Origin of the sequence: uncultured Pseudoteredinibacter sp., from assembly GCF_947500695.1 — a bacterium.
In the GTDB taxonomy this organism is placed as follows: domain Bacteria; phylum Pseudomonadota; class Gammaproteobacteria; order Pseudomonadales; family Cellvibrionaceae; genus Pseudoteredinibacter.
The window spans coordinates 86,626-108,324 of sequence record NZ_CANMSS010000012.1 but is presented as its reverse complement, the minus strand read 5'-3'; the positions used below and the strand labels follow the sequence as shown (position 1 = coordinate 108,324).

Genomic DNA, 21,699 nt, shown 5'->3' with positions numbered 1-21,699 from the left:
AAAGCCCTTTATAGGTCCTCATCAAATACTAAATCTGAGCCGCTTGCCTCAGAAACTGAAGGGTCTGCTTTGCTTGGCGAGGAGACCGCTGCCTGACCTTGGGTTTTTTCGCAAAACCGCAACCAAGCCTTCTCATGAGAGCTATTAGCTGCCTTTTCACCCCGACAAACCAAAATAAAGCCCCTTTCTTCTTCTGTGTTGGCTTCTCGACTGCCATCGCACAAAGCTTGATACGCGCGGCCATGGTTTTCTAATAGAGAAACTTGTTCTCGAGTGAACTCTCCACTGCGACTTAAGCCGTAAGGAAAGTGCTCTTGTGCATAAAATTTGCTATTACACGCAAAAGATGAAGTTTTCATATCAATAGACATCTTTAATAGAGGAATTGGACTAGGCGAGATTATTTACTTGTGTCTATAGACTGTAAAATGATAGATTTTTCTTGTTATCGATAGATTATTTTGATCGAACTGGTGTACTGATGAATACAGACTTATTGCGGACATTTCTTGAGGTGGCCAAAACCCGCCATTTCGGGCATGCCGCTGAGAATCTATACCTTACTCAATCAGCAGTAAGTTCTCGTATCAAGCAGCTAGAAGACACCATGGGAGTTAAGGTGTTTACTCGCCAGCGTAACAATATTCTGCTAACACCGGCTGGCGAGAGGCTTATTTCTCATGCTGAAAACCTGTTGGCTATCTGGCAATTGGCCGTGCAAGAGGTGGGGGCCCCTAAGCAGCAAAACCTCCAGCTTTCTATTGGCGGTACATCTAACCTTTGGGACACTTTTTTACAGTCGGTTTTGCCCAAACTTGCCTTCGAGTTTCCAAATCTCTATATGCGTACAGAGATCAATCAATCACAGCACCTTATCCGCTCATTACTTGGTGGCAGATTAGATATTGCTGTGGTATTTGACGCCCCCACTAATATAGACCTTGAGTCCAAAAAGATAGGCCACCTAGAATTGATAATGGTATGTAATGTTGCCAGCATTCAGCTTTCGGACGTTCCACGTATTGGTCATGTATTTGTTGACTGGGGTACGGCATTTAATCTACAGCAGGCACGCTTATTTACGGAACCCGTCGCCCCCGTGCTCCATACCGCTCAGAGTCACATTGCCCTGGAGTTCGTATTAAGCCATCAGGGTGCGGCCTACCTACCAAGAGCACTTGTACAACCGCACCTAGAACAAGGGCACCTGTATCAAGTTGAAGGGGCGTTCGAGATGCGGCAGGACGTTCACATGGTATATGCAAAGGATGCCGATAAGACCATGCCATTAGGGCCCGCCATACGGTTTATCGAGGAGCTAGATATCAAACCAGAGTTGCCCATATCCTAGGTAACACATTGATTCAAAAACTAGTATCTCTAGGGTTTACCCTTAACCAACAGACCTTAAGCATGCAACCTTTAACTGCTATAAAATGTAGCTTGTTCCCGCGAATTTCCACAAAAAAGACTATCTATTAGCTGCTAGCTTTTTCTTACTCATCACCAATTCGAAAAGACTGGTAGCTTAGTAACTGCTAGGTTTTTATATAACGCGCTCTTAATACTCCACCGCTCAGATAACATAATTAACATACAGACAATTTTCTCTACACTAAATAGTTTTGAAATTGAGCTTATTCAAGAGGGGAAGATTGAATTTAGCCTACCTTAGCCGCCGCTTATTCCAGCGCCATTGCCTACCGCTAAACCGACAAATCGGATGACACAGTTGAATGAAGATAAGGCCTAGGGGGCGATACAATCGAAGTGCAAAGCGCACTCTATGGATAGCGTACTCCACAATTCGCAACACTCTATTTAGACAATAATACGCTAACCGTATAATCATCTAGGTAACGTACCAGGCTTTGATATCCACCCCTGCCCAATTTCTGATGAAATAATTTAATAGCCCCACCCAGAGAAAAAAGCAACTGCAGGCAAAGGGACTGCAGTTGCATAAGCAGCTTAACTATTAAGCTTTGCTCGGCGTGAACCAAAAGTAAACATCAATAAGGCTAAGAAAACAGCTCCATAGATAGGTAAGCTGGGCACTGAATGAGAAGAAACTCCAGCCGAAGGTAAGCCGCCGCTACTCCCCCCGCCAGATGGTGCACCAGACGAATAGAAAATCCAGTTACTAGGAGCACTTGCTAATAAAGGAGGGTTTAACAACAAAAATTGATTTGCACCAAGGTTAGAAGAGTAGAAAACAGGGCCCAATAAATCCCAGTCAACCAATAAGCTTGGGTCACTCCCGACGGTGACTGCCCCTGCTGATGAGTTACTTCCCGTGATACCATTGGGTACAAGGGTCATGTTTCCTGATGTATCGCTTTGAAAGGTGGTGGTTGTACCGGTAGCATTTAGGATATAGCTTGGAGCTTGGGTATTAATTGTGCTAACCCTAACACCATTCAGAACAAAACTTACTTCCTGAATATCACTAACTGCCCAGGTTTGATTCAACCTAGAATTACCACCATTATCGAGCGTCACATAAAAAGTTACGGGAACACTGTTGCTACCTGAAAATATGCCGGTATTACCATTGGCTGCGGTAAACGTGGTAATGCCATACACAAATGGATCTGCAATTACAGAGGTGCTAAATAGTGACACTAGCATAAAAGCTATAGCTTTAATTTTATACATATATAAGTCTCATTAGTTAAATAAGTTAGAAGCTACGATTGATTGAATTTCCAGTTGATGGTTCGAATTCGACAATGCCAATCAAATCCTGTCCAAAAAGAAGATTGCCAGTCTTTTTGTTTAGCCACATTGGGCCGTAGTTAAGAGAGTTGATTCTTATCGGGCCACCCATACACAGGGGGTACCACGCCCAAGGGAACTTTTTTCCGCAACTCTTGTGGGCAATGAGGTACTTTTTCTTTGCGGGATCAAAGGCGGCAATAGAAACAGAGTTCATCTTTCCAGAAACCCAAAATACCTTCCGTTCTTCGTCCCATGCTACCCGTCTCCATGCGGGTGGTTTAGGGCCTTTACGTGCTAAAGCTTTTCGGTTGCCATTGTTTGGGTCTATCTCGTAAAAGGTCTTCTCCCCACTGGAGTGCGTGAAAATTTTCCCGGCGTGGATATACAAACCTAGCATTGGGCCTCGTAGATCAAAACCTCTGCCTACTTTAAGATTATCGTCGCGACTACCACTCAAGGTGACAAAGTTACAAGTTGATCCATCTGATGAAATACGTGCTATACCTGTGCCACCCATTTTGTTGTTGCTAAACGTGAGTAGGAACGAGCCATTTGATGGATCTACAGCGAAAGCCTCTTGTGTGTACTGGACATACTTCTGAGAATCGTTTCTAACTATCTTTCTGCCTGAAGGGCACTGGCCATAGCTATTATCTCTGCCAGCCCAAATTAACTTGCGTTCACCAGTTTTGGGGTCAATTTGCAAGATTCTTAAGCCACCTCCTTTAACCTGCTCATGGGAGAACCCGTACCAGTATCCATCTTTACCAGCTTGAACATCTTTTAACTTAAAAAAACTGGGTCCTTTAGCAATTACATGGTGCCCATATTCATCTTGAGCATCTCCACTCACAAAACGGCGAGACCAATCAGACATATCGTAAGCTACAATTAAGCCTCTAGACTCTTTTCCTGAGCCCCATTGAACAGAAGCAATAAGCTCATTGTTTTTATAATCAATGAAACCACCGGTTAACCGTGAATTATAATAGTTTGCGAATGAAGGCCCCTTACCAATATTAACACCCATATTTCTAGCGACTTCAGTTGGCCTTTGACAAACGTTTAGACCACTTGAATTTGAGCGATTTGAGCCGCAGCGGCAATCAGCAGGCAGTGCTGTTTTGTGTTTTATATATTGCTTCAATTTGCAGCTACGGGTGGCAAACTCAGAGTTCTCATCCTGCAAGGAGATATCATTTGCCAATGCAAAGTTACAAACAGCCGCATTTATTGCTAAAAGCAATATGAAAAAAATTATTCTCATTTCTTCCTCTAAATCCGTTAAGGCTCTAAACCCATACCGCCTGTTGGTAGAGGCTTGCTGGGTTTATAAGGGCGCGGAGTTTATTCGAGTAGGAAAAGCCCAGCAATCAGAGGTTGGTAGCAGTTAAAATATGACTGATGTAAACTAAATACGCTTTCAAAGCACTGATGCTCAATAGGTTTCACCATTGAGCTACCGACGATCACGACAAACAGAAATAGCTGTTTACTACCCATTAGGGGGAAAGGGCTATACGAGTCGACTTCACCATTAAGAGCTTTATAAATTGATGGAAGGCAGTATCAACAATTTCAGGCATCTTGATCAAATAGTAGGCGAATTTTTTGAGTTAGCGTTGAAGGAACCTTACGCTTCCTTTAAGGAAGCGGCTTTTAAACTATTCGCGGAACATCTAGATGCAGACAGCGGTGTATGGATAACAAGAGCCGAGCAACAAATACCATTTTATGAACAAGATGCCCTAACCTTGAATCTTCCGAAAGGGTTTATAGAGGACTACCATGATTTATCTAGCGTCTCTCAACAAGTTCAACAAATATTTGGAGTGATGCTAGGAAATTTAGGGCACACTAAAGATATACTTGATATCTTGCCAGAAGAAGATTGGCTTGCATCAGATATGTATAAGCTCTATTGCGAAAAGTATCAGCTGTACCATTCGCTAATAACTGTTACAGTGGCCCCAGAAAATCAACTAATGCATATTATTACTTTGGCTCGTCACAATGAGCAAAAGCCCTTTTCTGTCACGGAGAAGCAGATTAAAGAGTTTTTAGCTCCCAATCTTTGTGCAGCTTTAAAACTAAATATCCTAGATGGATTTCAAGCGTCACCTTCGAAACCAGGACTTTTGAAGGTGGTAGTGGATCATTATGGAAATTTGATAGAAGCGGATGATGAGTTTTGGCGTTTCGCAGATGAAAACTCATTGATAAATCAAGGTAAGTTAGCTATTCCGAGACCGATAGTGGATGAGTTTACTATTGGCGATACAAGATTTAGGGCTGTTAGCGCTAGAGGTTTGCTGTACCTCTATGCGACAGCGAATGAAGGAATTAGTCTAACCAAAAGACAGCGAGAAATACTGAGCTGGGTGACAAAAGGGCTTTCTAATAAAGAAATTGCGGATAAATTGGGTATCAGTGAGGCGACAGTTAAAAACCATGTCAAATCTATTCTAAAGACCAAAAACTGCGAATCGAGAGAGCAAATCATTTCTAGGTCGATTAAAAAAATTTGATATGTCTGTACTACAGATCAGCAAGCCACAGGCTAGCCTTCAACTTGGCAAGGTTGTAGCTAAAATATATAGCTTTATCCATATTTTAGATCAACAGAGTTTTAGGGCTGAGTGCATAAACCACATTCAAAAAGAGTTGAGTATCAGTGGACTCCATTGGTTCACTTCTTTTGGAGAGGGAAGCGGATTAAATAGTCGGGAGGGTGAAATTTCATCGCCGATCACGTTCATGGATTCATCTCTGGAGCAAGCTCAATCCAGTTATCTGAATTATTGTGAAAAAAGTAATTGCCGGCATGCTATATATATAGACGTAAATAAAGAATCTAGCGATGTAGATGATAGTTTATGTCCGTTGGAAATTCTTGGACCACAGTTAGTACAAGCTCATCGATTACAGCTACTTTATGCAGCCTTACGGTATTGTCGATCCTTAGATTTTGATTTTTGTTTATTTGATTTTGTGGATAAAGTTAGGGGTAGCTCTGATAACCTTTGTAGCGAGACTTCTTATAAAGAAGGGTTTTCATACGGTGAAAATGCAATATTATTTGGTGGAGAACTATTAGGCTATCGCTATTTGGAAATACTTCAGATACCAGAGATTTTCAATAGCCTCAGTAATAAAGAAAAGAAAATCACCTTCTTTGTCGCAAAAGCCAAAACTAATAAAGAAATAGCTTTGGCTCTAGAGTGCTCTGAGAAGACGATTGAAAACCAACTGACAACTATATATCGAAAACTAAGCATTCGCTCACGTGCGATGTTAATTCACAATTTAAAATCATATAAATAGAAATTTTCGGCATTTGCTGGCCAAGCATCAAATGCCTAGGTATTAATCATTGGCTATCTAACAACTATTTTCTAAAGCTTCTAAAAATACAGCTCTATTCTTAAAATGTATCCAAATCTCATCTGTTAATTTTGAATCATAAAATATTTAATACACTGAAGTAGGATAATAAAGCTCATCAAAACTAGATCTCAAAGGTTGATTTATTTTGACTTTAGAGTAACAGGGAATCGATTTAATCAATCTTTCTTGACGGCGCTAACTTTTGCATATACAGATGGCGATACACCCTGCCAGCGTTTAAATGCTCTTGTAAAACTCCGCACATCGCTATAGCCTAGTTGTTCAGAGATCTTATTTATTTCCCAGCCCCTCAATAAGAACTTACAAGCTATTGCGTTGTTACATTCGTCTCTTATTTCTCGAAAGCTACTACCGTATTCTCTTAATCTACGCCTGAGTGTTGCTACACTGATATCAAGGCATTTAGCAATGTATTCTTGTTCAACTAGGACGTATTTAGCGCTAGCAGTAAGTAACTTACCTTTACAATGACGTAAGAAGTTAGCCTTGTCTTCGTCATGCACTAATTTTATGAAATATTCATAATAATTTTTTTGAACATCGATAATATCTTCTACAGATTGAAGACGTATATCTAGGCTGGCTTGGCTGATCTCATAGCTAAGCTCATATTGTTGTCTTGAAAACTCCAGCTCACAACTGAATATATCTAGATGATGCTTGTATTCTGGCTGATTCTTTCTTTTGCTCCCCACTCGAGTGGTTTTCAGTGGGCGGCCACACAAGTATGAAAGGGTGCAATGAATACCAAGTAGCGCTAATTCAATTGCCAATGGTACGGCTTCAATTTGATAGTGAAAATTTTTGTCGTCTACAACATAGCTAATAGTATCTCCTTCCTTGATAACTAGGTTAAACTCACCTCCGTGAAGAATATTGTAGCTTTCAGCCAAGGAAACCAGTGCTTCCTCTAAGGTTTTACAATTCTGTAATGCGGAAAATATTAACTTTGTACTTCCTTTTCTCAGTTTTCTTTTAGAGATTGAGTAGCTTTCATCAAACGTAAGAGCCTGGTGATTTGCAAGCATCTTTAGAGCTTGGGGAAGCGCCACAAGATCACTTACATTGCTCTTTTCATTTTCGGGCTCGGTTAAATCTCCAATAGGATTATTTTGTGAATAACTTAAAATTTCCGATTGGTTTGTGTTTATAACCGTACTGTTTAAATCGCTTAATAAAGTGTCTAGCTCACTTGCACTGACAAAGTATGGCCCCACGTTTTACCTAAATTCCTATTTCTATTCGCCATGAACCCATGTAGGCCATTTACTACATTAAACCACTATTCAGTGATTGTTTAACGAAGGGGACCAGTTGCAAGGCTGCTACATAATCTATGCTGACAATTATATGTAAATTGGCTCTGTAATGTACTTTTATTTGTATCTTTTTGTATCAAATATTTTAGAAAGTGCTAATAGTTAATATCCATAAACCCGCATATGTAATTCCCCTAATCGCAAATAAGCAAATCCCCATGATCGAAAATGTTCCCTACTGTCGATCAATAAGGTCATCGGAATTCCTATGCGTTTGTGTATGATTGCGCCCGAATTAAGTGGTAGTAAAAACGTAGTTACTGCGAGTGAATTAGATTCTTTGAAATCAAGAACAGACTAAGTTCGATACAACAAGAACAGACTAAGTTCGATACAAAATGAAGGACGAATCCTCGCTACTGCCTAAACATACCGGTTCTAAATGCCCTGATTTACAACAACCATATTATTAACAAAATAAGTAATTGGAGATCCATTAATGCTCAAACCCACCTTGGCCAAACTCAAGTTATTAGCCATCTCTATGTCGACGATGCTTATGTTTGTACATAATACCAATGCGCAGCTCTACACTAATGATTTTGGTGCGCCGCTAATTACGGTAAGTGATTGTGATGACTGCTTCGAGGGCCCCGTGTCATTCCCAGGAGGGTCTAGCATTAATTTCTTTGGGAATAATTACAACGGTTTGTATATTAGTAGCAATGGATATGTAACCTTTGGTATAGGTGGAACCTCCTATAGCGCTGATCCATTAAACATCCAATCAATTGCGCCTATGATAGCGGGCTCCTTTACGGATCTAGACAGTACCACTGACGCCCCTTCACTCATTTACCTAAACATATCTACACCACACCAATTAGTCGTGACCTACGTCGAACTTGGGCATTATGACGAGAACTACTCGGTCAGAAGTACATTTCAGTTAGTCATAAGATCAAGCGCGTATAGCGTTGCGGCAGGAGAAGGGCAGATTGGTTTTTTCTATGGACAGGTTACTGACCCAGCTGTTACTAGTGCAGGCTTTGGTGACGGTTTGCCAACAAGTAATCCTGGTGAGGTTGCGATAATATCAAGGGCTTCGGGTATTGCATTAAATAATCGAGCTCCAGCTTGGTATAACTTAGGCGTAAACGGTGTACCAAATTCGCCGGGTGCTCAAAGTGCCCAATCTGTACCGGCGCTTCCAATACCGTTGCTAATTATTCTGGCATTGACTTTTTTTCCTATAGCGGCTGGCCGAATTAGGAAGCAATCGAGCGTCACTGCTAGATATTAGCTATATCTCTATTAGTAAAATACAGAAAAACGGCTCCCTTGTGGAGCCGCACATGTAGTTTATTCCTTATTCATACTTAGGGAATGACTAGCTCTATGTTTTGTTACTCACACAGTGAGCATCGCTACAATTCTCCAGATCATTTTATTAGTTATTATTGCGGCTAATATAGAGAGCAAGATAGACGGAATGGACCCAGAAAAGAGATCAATATCCATGTCCGCTGCAAGGTAGCTAAAAGGTACATCAATCTCGATACAGGCTTGATTGTCGGTGTCAATCTGTGTTGTCTAGGGATAATGGAGAAAAACTAGATTTTAAGTTTAAGCTACTAAACACTGGGCAGCACCCGCTTGCTCCCCCCTTTACTAGAGGTCCTTTGACACCTTTGTGAATATGCCAACTTGTTGACTTACCTTTCTCTCATCAAAGGTCATAAGAACTAGTGACTTCAACGAAAACCATGGAGCTGCAGGTTTGAGAATACATTAGCGCCCTAAGTAGACAGCGGTGACTTGTTCTCGAGCATGCCCCATTTCTTTAGAGATAATGAGCCTAGCGTTGAGATCTATTTGCTTTTGTCCTGAGATGAGCTGCATGCTAGAGGGCCCCTGATTGATAGGAGCAGGCCAGCCGGTGAGTTCTTGGTATCGTATTTGAGCGTAGGCGTGGCGCAGGCCATGCATTTTGCACAATCCTGCTTTAGAGGTTTGATTCTCGTATCGTCTCATTTGCTGAACATAAGATAGTTGGCTGGGGATTAAGGAGCCCCTTCCCGCCAACTGATGTGCTTTATTGAGAATAGCTCTCTGGTATTCCGTTCTGATTGGGATTGTTCGCTCTCGACCACCTTTACACCAAGTGGATTTGAGTCGAATGTGATCTTGATGATCAGCATATGACGGAATGAACTTTATTGACTCCTCCCTCCTGAGGCCAAAGGCTGCTTGTAGCTCTAGACTCATTCGAATATGAGGATCAGTGATTGAGTTAAGCTTTTGTTGATCTAGCTCTTGTGCCTTTGAGGTTTTCGCAACCATTGTGCGACTGCCGATCTCATAATACTCATTGTTTTTTGCGACAACCTGCGGCTTTTCCACTTTGTTAGCCCACCAGCGTAGCACTGAGATTCTGTTTTTTAACGTCCCTATGGACAAGCCTTCTTGTTTGTATTGGTTTATGAGAGCTTCTACATGCTTTTGCTTAATAGATTTTGCCTGCATGCCTCGGAACCCAAGCTTGTATAGATCCTCAGCCATTTTCTGCAATATATTGTGCCGGTTGCTTTGTGTTGTATAGCTACCATCTCGACTAGTTTTACACAGTTGCTTTAGCTGAAAGTTTAGTTTACGCACTGCAATACCCTCAGAGTAGAAAATTACAGTGTGAAGCGTTTATTGCCAATATTACTTTAGGATTCTTTCCCTAGAGTTGGATAAATAAAATTTCTGATTTTCGTTTCTATGATGTGATGAATTTTAGCAGCAGAGATAAAGGTGTTTGACTGATTGGTTAGTGTTAATGGCTGCTTTGCAGTAATGAGCTGCAAAGGGCAAAGCGAATTACTTGGCCTTAAAGCCTAGGGACACCACTCCCTTTCGTACCGATGAAGTATCAATGGGCTTTACCTAGTTGGTACTTAGACGGCATGTTGCTGCTATCGTTATCGTGATATTTCTCCTTTTTGAGTTTCTGATAATGCCCTCCCCCAGTTATTTACCAAGGAAAGGCGCTTGCGGGTTATGGCTCCTTGTTAGGAGAGATATAAGCCCTATTGCCTTAGAGGCATTTGCTATTGAAAGTGCAATAGCCACACATGAAATTATTGCTTGGGAGTATCTTAGGAGAACAAAGTGAGTTTATTGCGGATAATCCTTACGGCACTTCTGGAAAGTAGGGTCTAGGCCTTATGGGGATTGGGGTTGCCTACCGCGTCACTACATTATTGTAGTGACGCGGTGAAGGTAGGCTTCATATCCAATCCCATGCTTTACAGGCACTTGGCTTTATAGATCAAAAATAGATGCTACTGATCTTCTGTCTTGTAGAACTCAAACAATCTTGAAGGATGAAGGCCTAGAGCGTCGGCAAATCGAGAGATGCTTATCAGGCTTACATTACGCTCGCCTCGCTCAACGCCACTCACATAGGTTCGATCGAACTCAGCGGCTAACGCAAAGCTTTCTTGCGTGAAGCCGGCTTCTTTTCTAAGTTCTCTTAGGTGTGCTCCGAACTCTGGGCACGGGTATGGTTTTTTCTCTTTTGGCATATGTCCCCCAATGGGCACATACTCATATTATGTGACTTATAATCCAACGGACTATAAGTCGCTTTTTAACCAAATTTAAGTATAATGATGCCTATAAGTCGCATTTCATATACGTATCCAGCTTAAAAGCCCTGAAATCAGCAGGGTTCAGGGAGTTAAACGGAAAGATGGACATCAACTCATCGAACAAAGGTGCAACGAGTAGCCCCGTTCCACCCCATCCGTTCTTCAGTCAATCCAGTAATCCAGCAACGCTCACGGACTGCTTAGACGCGATAGACAGAGCCAATGCTGTGATTGAGATGATTAACAGCTTAGAACTCGGCGAACAGAACGGTGGTTTGAACGAACGAGCCTTGTTTGGCTATTACTGGGTGAACTCATTGGTACAGAGCGCTTTAACGTTTGTAAACGTTCGTCTCAATGAACTTCAGTTGGAATCCAATCAGCAGCTACAGTCACGGTCATTACTTACCGGACTTTTTCAGGCTCTAGAATCTATGGATAAACCTCATCAGGATCAGTTTTTAAGGCCTGTTGCACATCATATGGGAATGGAGGTCTCAGAGCTGCTTGATACGTTAAAGGACAAATCCAGTGACCAAGGGATTACCACATCAAAGTAAGATCTCCCTATGGGGCCCTGCCCCTCGCGCATGGCAAGTGCAAGGCTTCGCGCTTCCTCACCCGTTCAGACTCCTCTGCTATCGCTTCGTCACTTAGCTGCGGCTTCCGGTGAGCCACTGGCCATTTGCTACCCCCGCGCTTCGCCAGCGAGTCAGGAGCGTTTGCGCTCAGTGTGTACATTTGACAACCGTTTCAAAGCTTATCTACTAAACGTTATAAAGCGTGATCAAAAACAATCCAAATACGAACAAAACGTTCATAAACGTTTGCTACGATTCCAATCTCTTTGTAACTAGACAGTGACAAGATATTATTCTAAGTTCAGCGGCAGCCGCTCAAACTTTATATTCAATTCTCGACTGTTTCTGGTAATTTCAAATATAAAACGTTTACAAAACGATCCGAATCGTTCTCCAGTATTTATAAAGTAAACGCTGCTTTTTAAACAATCACTCTGACTTAAAGCTCAGCTACGAAAGTTGATTCGCTCCCCGATTAATTGGAGAGAATATTTTCAGTTGTCACCGTAAGATTAAGGGTTTAAGGATGCTGACGCTCTTGTATATTAGTGTGGCACACTCACCTATTGCTTAATGACATGTATAAAGGAAGCACCTTTTTTACGCTGATGGCTGAATTTGGCACCGGAGATATTCCACTGGAAGCTTGCTGTGAAAAATATTTTGGAATGAATCTTAGAAAAGCTAGTGCGTACGCCAGGAATCAGCAACTGCCGGTGCCAGTTTATCGTGGAGGGTCTCAAAAAAGTACGTGGTTAGTCAGCGCTACAGATTTAGCCAACCACATTGACAGTCTAAAGAAAAAAGCCAGGAAAGACTGGCAACGTCTTCAGAATTAGCCCTTGGGAAACCACACCCAATTTTTGTATTTATCCTTAATGCCCAATGCTCGTAAATGTGTATACCTTTGTAGGCTTGACCACGACTTATGGCCAGTAACACCTGACACTCTCGGAATATCCCACCCAAGCTCAAACAACCAGCTTGTACATTCGTGCCTGAGATCATGGAAGCGAAGGTCATCGATTTCTAAAAGGTGGCAAGTCTTAGTGAAAGCTGCACTAATGGATTTTCCATTGTATGGGAAGATTTTTTCGTGGAGTTTAGGTTGTCGCTGTATGACGTTCCAAGCAGCATCCGTTAAAAATACCCAGGTATCAACTTTCTCTCTAGGATGTTTCATATCTCGTACCAATACCCTTTGATTTTCTTCATCTAGATCAGTCCACCGAATTCGACAAATCTCGTCTTGACGTCGACTTGAAAATAGAGCAAAAAGAACCACTTCCGCCATAGGTATGCTGGCACGGACATCACGATCGTCAAAACATCCCATAAGGTTATTTAACTCCTCTAATGATGGACGTCGAGTACGTTGAGTGGACTTTGCTATTAACTTTTCCTTTCGGCAGAGGAAGCTAGCATCATCAATAACTTGAAGATCCAGTGGAATGTTTCGAGCTATTCGCATAGCTCGGAATGCATTCCGAAGCCATATAATATCGTTGTTCACTGTCGACGCACCCGCTCCTAACCGACGACGCTCGCTTATATGAGCAACAAGCTGGCTGGATTTCATCTGGATGGCATCTAGCTTTGACAGAGAGTGATGCTTAATCAGGAATTCTATATGGCTAAGTTTTGATCTACCAAACTTGGATTTACCATCAAAGTCATCACGGTACCATTCAAGCACCTGGCCGACCGTTAAATCTTTATGCTGCATCTGCTCTAGGGCACCAGGCCTCTTCAACTCGGATTCGCGCCGCGCAGCCCAGTCCTTTGCCAGAGATTTCTTATCAAATGTTTCTGTTTCTGAGTGAACTACCTTACCATTACGCTTTATACGAATGACAGCGGAGTATTTCATTCCACCTCTGCGTTTACGTGACGTGATTGTTGCCATATATTTCTCCAGCGGTGCAACCAAATTTTTAGTTGCACTTTGGTTGCACCGGGTATTGAAAAATAGTGAAAAATTAGTTTAAAACGGGTCAAAATAAGTTGTCGAAAAATCCTTACAAATCAACCGGAAACATAGATGTAGCAAGGGCTCCAGTGAATCGAAGGTTTACTTTAGCACCTATGATGGATTGGTCCGACCGCCATTGCCGTTACCTTTGGCGACTGATTAGCAAACACTCAGTGGTATATAGCGAGATGGTGACCACAGCGGCTTTGATCCAGGGGGGTAAGCATGAGCGGCACTTGGGTTTTAGTGAGGTTGAACACCCTATTGCTTTGCAGCTTGGCGGCTCTGCGCCTGAGGATCTGGGACACTGTGCCAAGCTTGCTGAAGATTGGGGCTATGATGAGGTGAACCTGAACTGCGGCTGCCCGAGCGATCGCGTGCAAGAAGGTAAGATCGGCGCGATATTGATGGCCGAGCCGGAGCTTGTGGCTGATTGCATTAAGGCGATGCAGGATGCTTGTAGCATTGATGTCACCATTAAGCATCGTATCGGCATTGATGATATGGAAGACTACGCTGATATGTGCCGCTTTGTGGAAGCTATTGCCGCTACAGGCTGCAAAACCTTTATTGTGCATGCCCGCAAAGCTTGGCTACAGGGCTTAAGCCCGAAAGAGAATCGTGAAGTGCCGCCACTACGTTACCCATTGGTTCACAAATTAAAGCAAGAATATCCTGAGCTAGAGATCATTATTAACGGGGGGCTTAAAAACCTCGATGATTGTGAAGAGCAACTGCGGGAAGTCGACGGGGTTATGGTGGGACGCGAAGCATATAGCAACCCTTATTTGTTGGCTGAAGTCGATAAGCGTATATATCAAGACGAGCGCCCTATTCCCGATAGAATGACTATCTACAAACAGTATCTGGACTATTGCGGTGAGCAGCTGTTAGGCGGCCATAAGCTTAACTTTATGAGCCGCCATGTGCTGGGTTTGTTTCAAGGTCAGCCTGGCGCTCGGCAATTTCGTCGCCATATCAGTGAAAATATTCACAAGACGGGTGCAGGTATTGAAGTTATGGAAGATGCGGCAGCTTTTATTCGTTAAGCGCGATTTACTAAGAGTTAACTGGCTCAAAGCTTCTTAGGCTTAAGCCAGTTTATTCAGTAAGCTTAGCAAGCGATGATTAAAAGCTTCGGCTTGATCCAACATTAAAAAGTGCCCAGCCTTACTGATGCAAGTGACCTCGATACGATCGCCAAAAGCGGGCTGAAAGTCTTCTTCTACATAGGTATCTTCTGCGGCTATCGCAAAGACCGGGCCATGGTAAGCATCTAACTTTTCTCGCAAGCTCCACAACATAAACTGCTCTAAAATAGCGGCACCCACAGGGACATTAGCCGTTGCCATGGTTTTCGTCACCCAATTACGCAATTCGGCATCGGAACCGGGCGGAAAGTACTCGTCCATCAGGCCATTTAAACTGCCAGTAAAATCATCCATTAACCCTTGCTTTACAGCCATCGCGGTTTGCATATCAGCTTGCGGATAGAGATTCATATAGGTAAAAGAATCTGCACCGATAACCGCCGTAACTCGAGTATCTATCTCTGCAAGGGTTAATGCCAAGGCGCCACCAATGGAGTGGCCTATCGCGATGCATTCCCCAGTACCTTCTTGATCAAGAACTAGCTTGATTAATTCGGCGTGAAAGTTCAGATTACAAGATGCCTCATTCGCCGATAGGAAGTGCGAGCGACCAAAGCCAGGGTAATCAAAAATCAAGCAATTGAAGCGCCCACTAAGAGCATTTAACTGCCGCTGCCACATTTCCGCTGCACCGGCCCAACCTGGAATTAAAATTAGCGTTGGCAAATCTGCTGGTGCGGCGATAGTTTTATAGTAATAGAGTTTGCCTTCAGGAAAGTTAAGGCAAGCCGAATCAAGGCTAAAGTGATCAATTAAAGTTAATGACATCGCGCTACCAAATCCTGAATTTTCAAATGTGAAACTTAATTGTCAATTAGCAAGAAAGATGCCCTACCAGACAAATGCAAAAATCAGGCAGAGCATTTAATCTCTGCCTGATTTTAACTTACTTACAACTTAAAAGTTGTAAGTAAAGCGAACACCAGCTTTGCGCGGTGGCAACACAATTGAGAATGGACGCTGTTCACTAAAGAAAAAGCTATTAAATACTCGTGTTTCAATAAATTCATCTCTCGCATTTTCTACAAATACATCTACTCGCCAATCGTCTTTGTAAACTGAGGCACGCAGATCGAGCACATCGTAAGAATCCACCGGGAACTGCAAGTCGATATCTACACCACTACCGGAGAGGATTTCATCAACATAGCGGTACTGGGCATTTAGCTCTAGTTCCGCGCCATTAGCAATATCGAAGCTCCAAGTTGCACCCAATAAGGCATTCACCTTAGGCACATAAGGGAAGCTCTCGCCCGAGCGGTCATCCCCTAGAGTATCAATATACTGAGTATAAGCGGCATCGGTGTAACCCGCGCTGGCATTAATACTAAAGCTGTCGCTGACATTCCAATTTAGATTTAACTCAGCACCTTCGGAGCGACTTTCACCCGCATTACCTACGGCTGCTACCGGCAGATTAGGATCGCCATTGAAGAACACAATGGTGGTTAACTGCTGGTCACTGATATCAATTCGAAACAAGGCCAAATCAAAGTCTACTTGACCATCAAAAAGATTACCCTTGATTCCTAACTCATAGTTATCTGAGATTTCAGAGTTAAAACCGGTATTTGAGATTGGGCTGGCCGGTGCCAATGGGAAACCACCCGCTCTAAAGCCACGGGCGTAGCGACCATATAAACTGATATCGTCACTTAACTTAATACGTGCCGATGCAGTAGGTGAAATATTATCGTCGTCCAACTTTCCTGTTGGCGAATCGTTCACTACAGCTAAGGGCAAGTCGCCGAGCAACAAGGCAAAATCTAATTCCGCTTGGGACTTCACAGTCTCTTTGGCAAAGCGCGCACCAAAGCCCAGCTCTAACCAATCATTTGGATTCCAAATCACATCGGCGAAAACCGCGTAGCCGCTACGTTCTAAATTTTGAATTTGCTTATCCACCAGCAAGGAGGTACCTGGCAAGGCAAGATCGATATCATGGAATTGAATATATCGATCTGAACGCTGTTCTTCACGGAACACATAGGCGCCAGCTAGCCAATCAATATCCTCACCAACTGTTCCAGAAAAGCGAAGCTCTTGGGAGAAGAGCTCTTGGCTGCTGCGAATATCTTGGAAGTTTGGACCGCGTTCAGGTGAGCCATCGAAATCAAAAGGTAGCGAGGTATCGACTTTTCGAAAGGCGGTAATGGCCGTGATATCAATATCATCCGTTTTATAATCAATATTTAAAGCAGCACCATAATTATCATAGAGTGCATCTATTTGAAAATCACTGCGAACAATATAAGCCTCTTGCCCGCGCGGCACGCCGGGTAAACCATCTAATCCTTTGCGATAGGATTTATCGATGCTTAGATTAATATCCAATTCATCACTGGGGCTGTAGCGAAAGGCACTACGCCAAGAGTACTTATCTTCGGCATCTGCCGGCACAGAGCTGGAGCGCTCACCACCACCGGCAGCAGCGCCCAATACTGGATTTTCTAAAAAGCCATCAGTGCGAGAAATATCAGCGGCAATACCGGCATAAAAATTTTCAGCTAACTGACCAGAAAAAGCCGCCTGAGTTCGCACTGTATCGAACTCATCGTAACTCAATGCCACCTTACCGCGAAACTCTTCATCCGGGCGACGCACCACAATATTTAAGGCACCGCCTTGTGTGTTACGACCAAAAAGAGTGCCCTGTGGCCCACGTAATACTTCTACTCGCTCCACATCCAAAAAGCCAATATCGAAAGCCAGGGAGGGCACAAACGCACCATCAACAAAGGTTCCCACGGCCGGTGCGCCAGCACTTTGGGAACCCACACCGCGTATTACAATATTTAAAAAGTCATTACCCGGTGATAGGAGATTCGAACTTAGAGAAAGGTTTGGCGTTTTACCAACGAGGTTTTCGACATTATCAACACCACCCAGTGCTAGATCCTCGCCGCTATAAGCCTGAATAGACAAGGGCACATCTTGCAAGGATTCCTCACGTTTACGAGCGGTTACCACTACCTCTTCCAGATCTACGCTGCGATCTGTATCAGTGGATTCACTTTGCGCCATCACATTGCTTGCTATGGGATTCAGGCTTGCCCCGGCTAGGGCCATAAACAAAGCATGTCGTTTAATAGCAATTTTATTTATTAGCATTTTGCCAACGCCTCTCTGCATTTTCGTTAAATTAATTTTAATGGGCCACTTTACAGTTGACAAAGTCAATCATTATTCAAATAATTGACTTTGTCAATCTATTGTGGAGAATTTATTCATAGCGTTGTACAAAGGCTGTATAAACAATTGTTTGATTTTTAAAGAACGAGCCATCTATGAGTAAGCCAATTAGTGAATTTGATATTCATGACTACATCCCCTTTAGGTTAGTGGTGACACAAACCAAGATGCATGCCTCCCTAAAGCCAGAAAAAGCTGCCGGGGCTAAGGCCATCGCGGATTTACCGCAGACAGAGTTTCGAATATTAGTTTTGCTGGCATCAAAAGGCCCAATGCAACCTTCAGCGGTAGCTGATGTATATGGCTTCGATCGCGCCATGGTGACGAGAGCCTTGGCGAATCTCGCCAAGAAGGGGCTTTTGACCAATGAGCGCCAAGAGAACAATCAGCGCAGCAAAATAGCGGTACTAACAGATTTAGGCCGCGAATATGCCGAAGTTGAGTTTGGGGTATTAAAACGATATGGCCAGCACCTTGATAGTGTTTTAAGCAAAGGCGAAAAAGCCCAGCTTTTCGAGATGCTCGATAAGCTCTTAATCGCCAATGAGCAATTTGAACCTTAAAGCCTAAATAGATCATGGGGCTGGAGGGTTTACTAAAAGGTAATTTTATGAGTTTTAGTCAAATCCGCGGCCCGCTTGCGCATGCTGTTAGCAATACATACCTCGAAGCGCGAAGTCTGTTTCTAAATACGGCGACAGATTTAGCTTGTGAAATAGAGAGCTATAAAAACCCAAATGTCACAGGTATAAACGGCGAAGACTTATTTTGTGATGTCGCCCTCTATGGCGATAAACATGCATCAAAGAAGATTATTATTTCTTCAGGCGTTCATGGCGTAGAGGCCTACTGCGGATCGGCCATGCAAATTTTACTTATGCAGCAAATGATGCCGCACAATATCCACAAGGATATTCAGCTAATATTTGTGCATGCTATTAATCCTTATGGCTTTTCTCACTACACACGTAACAATGAAAACAATATCGACCTAAATCGAAACTTTATTGATTTCTCTACAAGTCGCATTGCAACTGAAGAGGAAACACAATTTATCGATGAAGCCTACCCAAGGCACTGGCAATCTGCCGATCTAACGGACATTCTAAAAAATATAAATCAGTACATTGAGCTACACAGCTGGACAGACTTCCAAGGAAAAATGACACAGGGGCAGTATCACTGGCCCCAAGCGCCCTACTTTGGTGGCCACACAGCTAGTTGGTCAAATCAGGCCTGGCGAGAAGTTTGTACCAAGCATGCCAAACAATGCGACAAGCTTATTCATATGGATTTACATACAGGCCTTGGGCCTAAGGGCGCCTGTGAATTGATTTATACCGGCAAACCAGAAAATCTTGAACTTACCAAGAAGGTTTTCTCAAACGGAGAGGTCATCGCACCCGGCAGCGCAGATAGCTCAACACCGGATATTAGCGGCCCACTCTGCTGCGGCTTGCTGGATTGTTACCCTGCTGCGCTATGCGTAGCCCTGGAATTTGGTACCGTGCCCATCGATACCATGCTCAGCACAGTTATTGAAGCTAACTGGCTATACAATAACCCTGATTGCGCAGCCAGCTTAAAGGCTGAAATACAGGAAAAAACACTGGCGGCGTTTTTTATTGATGAACAACAATGGCTGGAGGAAGTCTGGGAAAAAACAGAAAGCTATTTTAATGATGCTTTGAATTTCTTTAGTCACTAATATTGTTGCGTTCGCCACTCAAAGGGAGTGGCGCCGCTCCAGCGAAAAAATGCCTTACGAAAATTTGCTACATCATCAAAGCCAATGAGACGCGCCACCTCTGCAACACTGAGTTTAGTACTACTCAAATACTGCTGTGCAAGGTGCAAGCGTAAATCATCAAGTAACTTCTGAAAGCTGTGTCCTTCGGAACGCAACTTGCGGCGCAGGCTGCTTTCACTCATATTTAATCTTGCAGCAACCTCTGGCGCCGATAAAAACTGCCCACGATTACGCAATAAGATTTGTTGAACTCGGCTTGATAGCTGTGAGGCGCGCCCTAGTTTTTTAGACAACTCATCACACTGCTGACGATAAAGCGCTTCACTAATCGGATCAGCCTGGGCGATTTCACGCTGTAACATATCAGCGGGGATAATGATGGCGTTTTGAGATTCTGCAAAACTCACATCCTCGCCTAATAACTCTCGATAACGATTGCCATATGAAGGCTCAGGGTAATCAAAACGATAAAGCTGCTGCTCCGAGGCATTCGGGAATAAGCTTTCAACACAGTTGCGCACGATCACAAATAAGGATTCAACCGTGAAGCGCTCATGTTTTGCACTCAGATGCTTTGCGTGACATACCAAGGCAAAGTCTTCTCCAGCAGGAAGTAAAGAAAGGGAAACATGAGGCATTAAGGCGCGTTGATATTGCAGCAATAATTTTAAAGCCGCATCAACATTCACACTGTTCATCAAGGCATAGCCAAACACCCCCAAGCGATCTAAAGAGATCCGGTGCCCAACCTCCAAGCCGATGCTGGCAATGTCTGAAGCTTCTAAAGCCTGTTGGATAATTTGCTCACGAATCTCATCTTCACCCAAGCCGCCTGCTGCAAGACTGCGGTTTTGACCGATGAGCTGAAGGTTCAAGCCCAGCTCCATCATGACTTGGATAAAATTGTGCTCCACATCGTTAAACAAGGGCTAGTTCTCCTAGCAGGAATAGATTAACCGAATTTAACCCCCTATTTGACCGAATACAACCCCATCCAATTCAATTTAGCTGCCTATAATTCATTCAAACATCATAAATACGATAGATATAGCCGAGATCCCCTTATGAGCCAGCAATCCCACACCCCGGAATATGTCGATATTCACCCTCGTAATCGAGAGCATGAAATTGCCGAATGCTTAAGCCGTGATTGGTATGGCGATCACCCATTCAAAACCGCATGGTTCAATGCCATGTCGATTACCTTCCCCTTGGGTGAAAAGTTCTTTATCGATAGCGTGCGCCATTTTTCCGGTGAAATTACTGATCCTAAATTGCAGCAAGAGATCAAAGGATTTTGCGGACAAGAAAACGTGCATCGCCGTGAGCATGAGCGCTACAACCAAAGCCTGTGTAATCAGCGCGGTTATGATCTTGAATATATGGAAAACCGCCTTAAGAAAAAGCTGGCTCTTAGTCAAAAGCTGTATACCCCTTTAGAGCATCTATCCATTACCGCTGCCTTGGAACATATCACTGCCATTATGGCCGAGTGGGCATTAGACCCTGAAAGCACTATGGCCCAAGAAGCCGACCCAACGATGCGCGCGCTTTGGGATTGGCATGCGGTGGAAGAAATGGAACATAAAGCCGTTGCCTTCGATGTTTTCCGCGCTGTAGGTGGTGACGAGAAGACTCGTAAGAAAAGCCTGAAACGAGCCACTTTCTTCTTGTTAATGGATATCTTCGTGCACTTAGTTCACATGCTCAAACGCGATGGTCAGTTGTGGAAACCTAAGGTTTGGTGGCAAGGTATGGGCTTCTTGTTTGGCAAAAAAGGCATATTGCGCCTAATTTACCCCATGTGGAAAGAATACTATCGCGATGGCTTTCACCCTTGGGATAGGGATACTCAAGATCAGCTCGAACGCTGGGAAACCGCGCAAGGCGCTTCTTAATCTTCAGAATACCCTACTCCTAAAAACTCGGTGCCACTTTAAGGAAGAAAAAGAGTGGCACCAAATGTCATTTTGCCCATTAACAAGCTCTAAATCTCAGGGCATATTGATAGACATAAATAACAATAA

At 43.3% G+C, this 21,699-nt stretch carries 20 protein-coding genes; 10 read left to right on the top strand and 10 right to left on the bottom strand.

The window, feature by feature from the left end; translation table 11 throughout:
• Positions 1 to 8 precede the first annotated feature (8 nt).
• On the bottom strand, positions 9 to 359 hold the full coding sequence (gene maoP, locus Q1A08_RS18550) for a DUF413 domain-containing protein (protein WP_299775693.1): 351 nt from the start codon (positions 357 to 359) through the stop codon (positions 9 to 11).
• A 122-nt stretch (positions 360 to 481) separates the two neighbouring features.
• On the opposite strand from maoP, the gene Q1A08_RS18545 reads away from it, so the two are divergent.
• Positions 482 to 1,351 carry a LysR family transcriptional regulator gene (locus tag Q1A08_RS18545; protein WP_299775690.1) on the top strand — a complete coding sequence of 290 codons (870 nt, stop codon included), beginning with the start codon at positions 482 to 484 and terminating at the stop codon, positions 1,349 to 1,351.
• Positions 1,352 to 1,971: 620 nt separating this feature from the next.
• On the opposite strand, the gene Q1A08_RS18540 is transcribed toward Q1A08_RS18545, so the two are convergent.
• Complete coding sequence (locus tag Q1A08_RS18540; protein WP_299775688.1) at positions 1,972 to 2,658, bottom strand: hypothetical protein; 687 nt, start codon at positions 2,656 to 2,658, stop codon at positions 1,972 to 1,974.
• A gap of 25 nt (positions 2,659 to 2,683) precedes the next feature.
• Positions 2,684 to 3,988, bottom strand: a complete 1,305-nt coding sequence (locus tag Q1A08_RS18535; RefSeq protein ID WP_299775687.1) for a hypothetical protein — start codon at positions 3,986 to 3,988, stop codon at positions 2,684 to 2,686.
• A gap of 289 nt (positions 3,989 to 4,277) precedes the next feature.
• Between Q1A08_RS18535 and Q1A08_RS18530 the strand changes: the two genes are divergently transcribed.
• Positions 4,278 to 5,249 (top strand): helix-turn-helix transcriptional regulator, encoded by a 972-nt coding sequence (locus Q1A08_RS18530; protein WP_299775685.1) that lies wholly within the window; start codon positions 4,278 to 4,280, stop codon positions 5,247 to 5,249.
• A gap of 1 nt (position 5,250) precedes the next feature.
• Positions 5,251 to 6,045 (top strand): helix-turn-helix transcriptional regulator, encoded by a 795-nt coding sequence (locus Q1A08_RS18525; RefSeq protein WP_299775683.1) that lies wholly within the window; start codon positions 5,251 to 5,253, stop codon positions 6,043 to 6,045.
• Between the two features lie 239 nt (positions 6,046 to 6,284).
• Here the strand turns inward: Q1A08_RS18525 and Q1A08_RS18520 are convergent, their stop codons facing one another.
• The gene (locus tag Q1A08_RS18520) at positions 6,285 to 7,346 is read right to left on the bottom strand and encodes an AraC family transcriptional regulator (protein ID WP_299775681.1); all 1,062 of its coding nucleotides are present in this window, start codon (positions 7,344 to 7,346) and stop codon (positions 6,285 to 6,287) included.
• A gap of 541 nt (positions 7,347 to 7,887) precedes the next feature.
• On the opposite strand from Q1A08_RS18520, the gene Q1A08_RS18515 reads away from it, so the two are divergent.
• Positions 7,888 to 8,691, top strand: coding sequence for a hypothetical protein (locus tag Q1A08_RS18515; protein WP_299775679.1), 804 nt, complete (start codon positions 7,888 to 7,890; stop codon positions 8,689 to 8,691).
• A 488-nt stretch (positions 8,692 to 9,179) separates the two neighbouring features.
• On the opposite strand, the gene Q1A08_RS18510 is transcribed toward Q1A08_RS18515, so the two are convergent.
• Together Q1A08_RS18510 and Q1A08_RS18505 are read right to left on the bottom strand one after the other, a co-directional pair.
• On the bottom strand, positions 9,180 to 10,046 hold the full coding sequence (locus tag Q1A08_RS18510; RefSeq protein ID WP_299775677.1) for a phage integrase N-terminal domain-containing protein: 867 nt from the start codon (positions 10,044 to 10,046) through the stop codon (positions 9,180 to 9,182).
• Between the two features lie 671 nt (positions 10,047 to 10,717).
• Entirely contained in the window at positions 10,718 to 10,960 is a 243-nt protein-coding gene (locus Q1A08_RS18505) for a helix-turn-helix transcriptional regulator (protein WP_299775675.1), read from the bottom strand.
• Positions 10,961 to 11,127: 167 nt separating this feature from the next.
• Between Q1A08_RS18505 and Q1A08_RS18500 the strand changes: the two genes are divergently transcribed.
• Positions 11,128 to 11,586, top strand: coding sequence for a hypothetical protein (locus tag Q1A08_RS18500; RefSeq protein WP_299775672.1), 459 nt, complete (start codon positions 11,128 to 11,130; stop codon positions 11,584 to 11,586).
• Positions 11,587 to 12,185: 599 nt separating this feature from the next.
• Positions 12,186 to 12,446 carry a pyocin activator PrtN family protein gene (locus Q1A08_RS18495; protein ID WP_299775671.1) on the top strand — a complete coding sequence of 87 codons (261 nt, stop codon included), beginning with the start codon at positions 12,186 to 12,188 and terminating at the stop codon, positions 12,444 to 12,446.
• On the opposite strand, the gene Q1A08_RS18490 is transcribed toward Q1A08_RS18495, so the two are convergent.
• Positions 12,443 to 13,513, bottom strand: coding sequence for a site-specific integrase (locus Q1A08_RS18490; protein WP_299775669.1), 1,071 nt, complete (start codon positions 13,511 to 13,513; stop codon positions 12,443 to 12,445). The two genes, Q1A08_RS18495 and Q1A08_RS18490, sit on opposite strands and share 4 nt — an antisense overlap.
• Positions 13,514 to 13,644: 131 nt before the next feature.
• On the opposite strand from Q1A08_RS18490, the gene dusA reads away from it, so the two are divergent.
• Positions 13,645 to 14,628, top strand: a complete 984-nt coding sequence (gene dusA / locus Q1A08_RS18485; RefSeq protein ID WP_299775770.1) for a tRNA dihydrouridine(20/20a) synthase DusA — start codon at positions 13,645 to 13,647, stop codon at positions 14,626 to 14,628.
• Between the two features lie 42 nt (positions 14,629 to 14,670).
• On the opposite strand, the gene Q1A08_RS18480 is transcribed toward dusA, so the two are convergent.
• The gene (locus Q1A08_RS18480) at positions 14,671 to 15,498 is read right to left on the bottom strand and encodes an alpha/beta hydrolase (protein WP_299775667.1); all 828 of its coding nucleotides are present in this window, start codon (positions 15,496 to 15,498) and stop codon (positions 14,671 to 14,673) included.
• A 129-nt stretch (positions 15,499 to 15,627) separates the two neighbouring features.
• Positions 15,628 to 17,841 (bottom strand): TonB-dependent receptor, encoded by a 2,214-nt coding sequence (locus Q1A08_RS18475; protein ID WP_299775665.1) that lies wholly within the window; start codon positions 17,839 to 17,841, stop codon positions 15,628 to 15,630.
• Positions 17,842 to 18,017: 176 nt separating this feature from the next.
• Between Q1A08_RS18475 and Q1A08_RS18470 the strand changes: the two genes are divergently transcribed.
• Both Q1A08_RS18470 and Q1A08_RS18465 read left to right on the top strand, forming a co-directional pair.
• On the top strand, positions 18,018 to 18,485 hold the full coding sequence (locus Q1A08_RS18470) for a MarR family transcriptional regulator (RefSeq protein WP_299775663.1): 468 nt from the start codon (positions 18,018 to 18,020) through the stop codon (positions 18,483 to 18,485).
• 47 nt (positions 18,486 to 18,532) lie between these two features.
• Positions 18,533 to 19,630 (top strand): DUF2817 domain-containing protein, encoded by a 1,098-nt coding sequence (locus tag Q1A08_RS18465; RefSeq protein WP_299775661.1) that lies wholly within the window; start codon positions 18,533 to 18,535, stop codon positions 19,628 to 19,630.
• Here Q1A08_RS18465 and Q1A08_RS18460 read toward each other — a convergent pair.
• Entirely contained in the window at positions 19,627 to 20,598 is a 972-nt protein-coding gene (locus tag Q1A08_RS18460; protein WP_299775659.1) for an AraC family transcriptional regulator, read from the bottom strand. The two genes, Q1A08_RS18465 and Q1A08_RS18460, sit on opposite strands and share 4 nt — an antisense overlap.
• A 138-nt stretch (positions 20,599 to 20,736) precedes the next feature.
• On the opposite strand from Q1A08_RS18460, the gene Q1A08_RS18455 reads away from it, so the two are divergent.
• Positions 20,737 to 21,570, top strand: coding sequence for a metal-dependent hydrolase (locus Q1A08_RS18455; RefSeq protein ID WP_299775657.1), 834 nt, complete (start codon positions 20,737 to 20,739; stop codon positions 21,568 to 21,570).
• Positions 21,571 to 21,699 lie beyond the last annotated feature (129 nt).

What these genes read in the sequence shown, in the direction of transcription:
- maoP (WP_299775693.1), bottom strand. Translation starts at nt 359, where the DNA reads ATGAAAACTTCATCTTTTGCGTGTAATAGCAAATTTTATGCACAAGAG.
- Q1A08_RS18545 (WP_299775690.1), top strand. Translation starts at nt 482, where the DNA reads ATGAATACAGACTTATTGCGGACATTTCTTGAGGTGGCCAAAACCCGC.
- Q1A08_RS18540 (WP_299775688.1), bottom strand. Translation starts at nt 2,658, where the DNA reads ATGTATAAAATTAAAGCTATAGCTTTTATGCTAGTGTCACTATTTAGC.
- Q1A08_RS18535 (WP_299775687.1), bottom strand. Translation starts at nt 3,988, where the DNA reads ATGAGAATAATTTTTTTCATATTGCTTTTAGCAATAAATGCGGCTGTT.
- Q1A08_RS18530 (WP_299775685.1), top strand. Translation starts at nt 4,278, where the DNA reads ATGGAAGGCAGTATCAACAATTTCAGGCATCTTGATCAAATAGTAGGC.
- Q1A08_RS18525 (WP_299775683.1), top strand. Translation starts at nt 5,251, where the DNA reads ATGTCTGTACTACAGATCAGCAAGCCACAGGCTAGCCTTCAACTTGGC.
- Q1A08_RS18515 (WP_299775679.1), top strand. Translation starts at nt 7,888, where the DNA reads ATGCTCAAACCCACCTTGGCCAAACTCAAGTTATTAGCCATCTCTATG.
- Q1A08_RS18505 (WP_299775675.1), bottom strand. Translation starts at nt 10,960, where the DNA reads ATGCCAAAAGAGAAAAAACCATACCCGTGCCCAGAGTTCGGAGCACAC.
- Q1A08_RS18500 (WP_299775672.1), top strand. Translation starts at nt 11,128, where the DNA reads ATGGACATCAACTCATCGAACAAAGGTGCAACGAGTAGCCCCGTTCCA.
- Q1A08_RS18495 (WP_299775671.1), top strand. Translation starts at nt 12,186, where the DNA reads ATGTATAAAGGAAGCACCTTTTTTACGCTGATGGCTGAATTTGGCACC.
- Q1A08_RS18490 (WP_299775669.1), bottom strand. Translation starts at nt 13,513, where the DNA reads ATGGCAACAATCACGTCACGTAAACGCAGAGGTGGAATGAAATACTCC.
- Q1A08_RS18480 (WP_299775667.1), bottom strand. Translation starts at nt 15,498, where the DNA reads ATGTCATTAACTTTAATTGATCACTTTAGCCTTGATTCGGCTTGCCTT.
- Q1A08_RS18475 (WP_299775665.1), bottom strand. Translation starts at nt 17,841, where the DNA reads ATGCTAATAAATAAAATTGCTATTAAACGACATGCTTTGTTTATGGCC.
- Q1A08_RS18470 (WP_299775663.1), top strand. Translation starts at nt 18,018, where the DNA reads ATGAGTAAGCCAATTAGTGAATTTGATATTCATGACTACATCCCCTTT.
- Q1A08_RS18465 (WP_299775661.1), top strand. Translation starts at nt 18,533, where the DNA reads ATGAGTTTTAGTCAAATCCGCGGCCCGCTTGCGCATGCTGTTAGCAAT.
- Q1A08_RS18455 (WP_299775657.1), top strand. Translation starts at nt 20,737, where the DNA reads ATGAGCCAGCAATCCCACACCCCGGAATATGTCGATATTCACCCTCGT.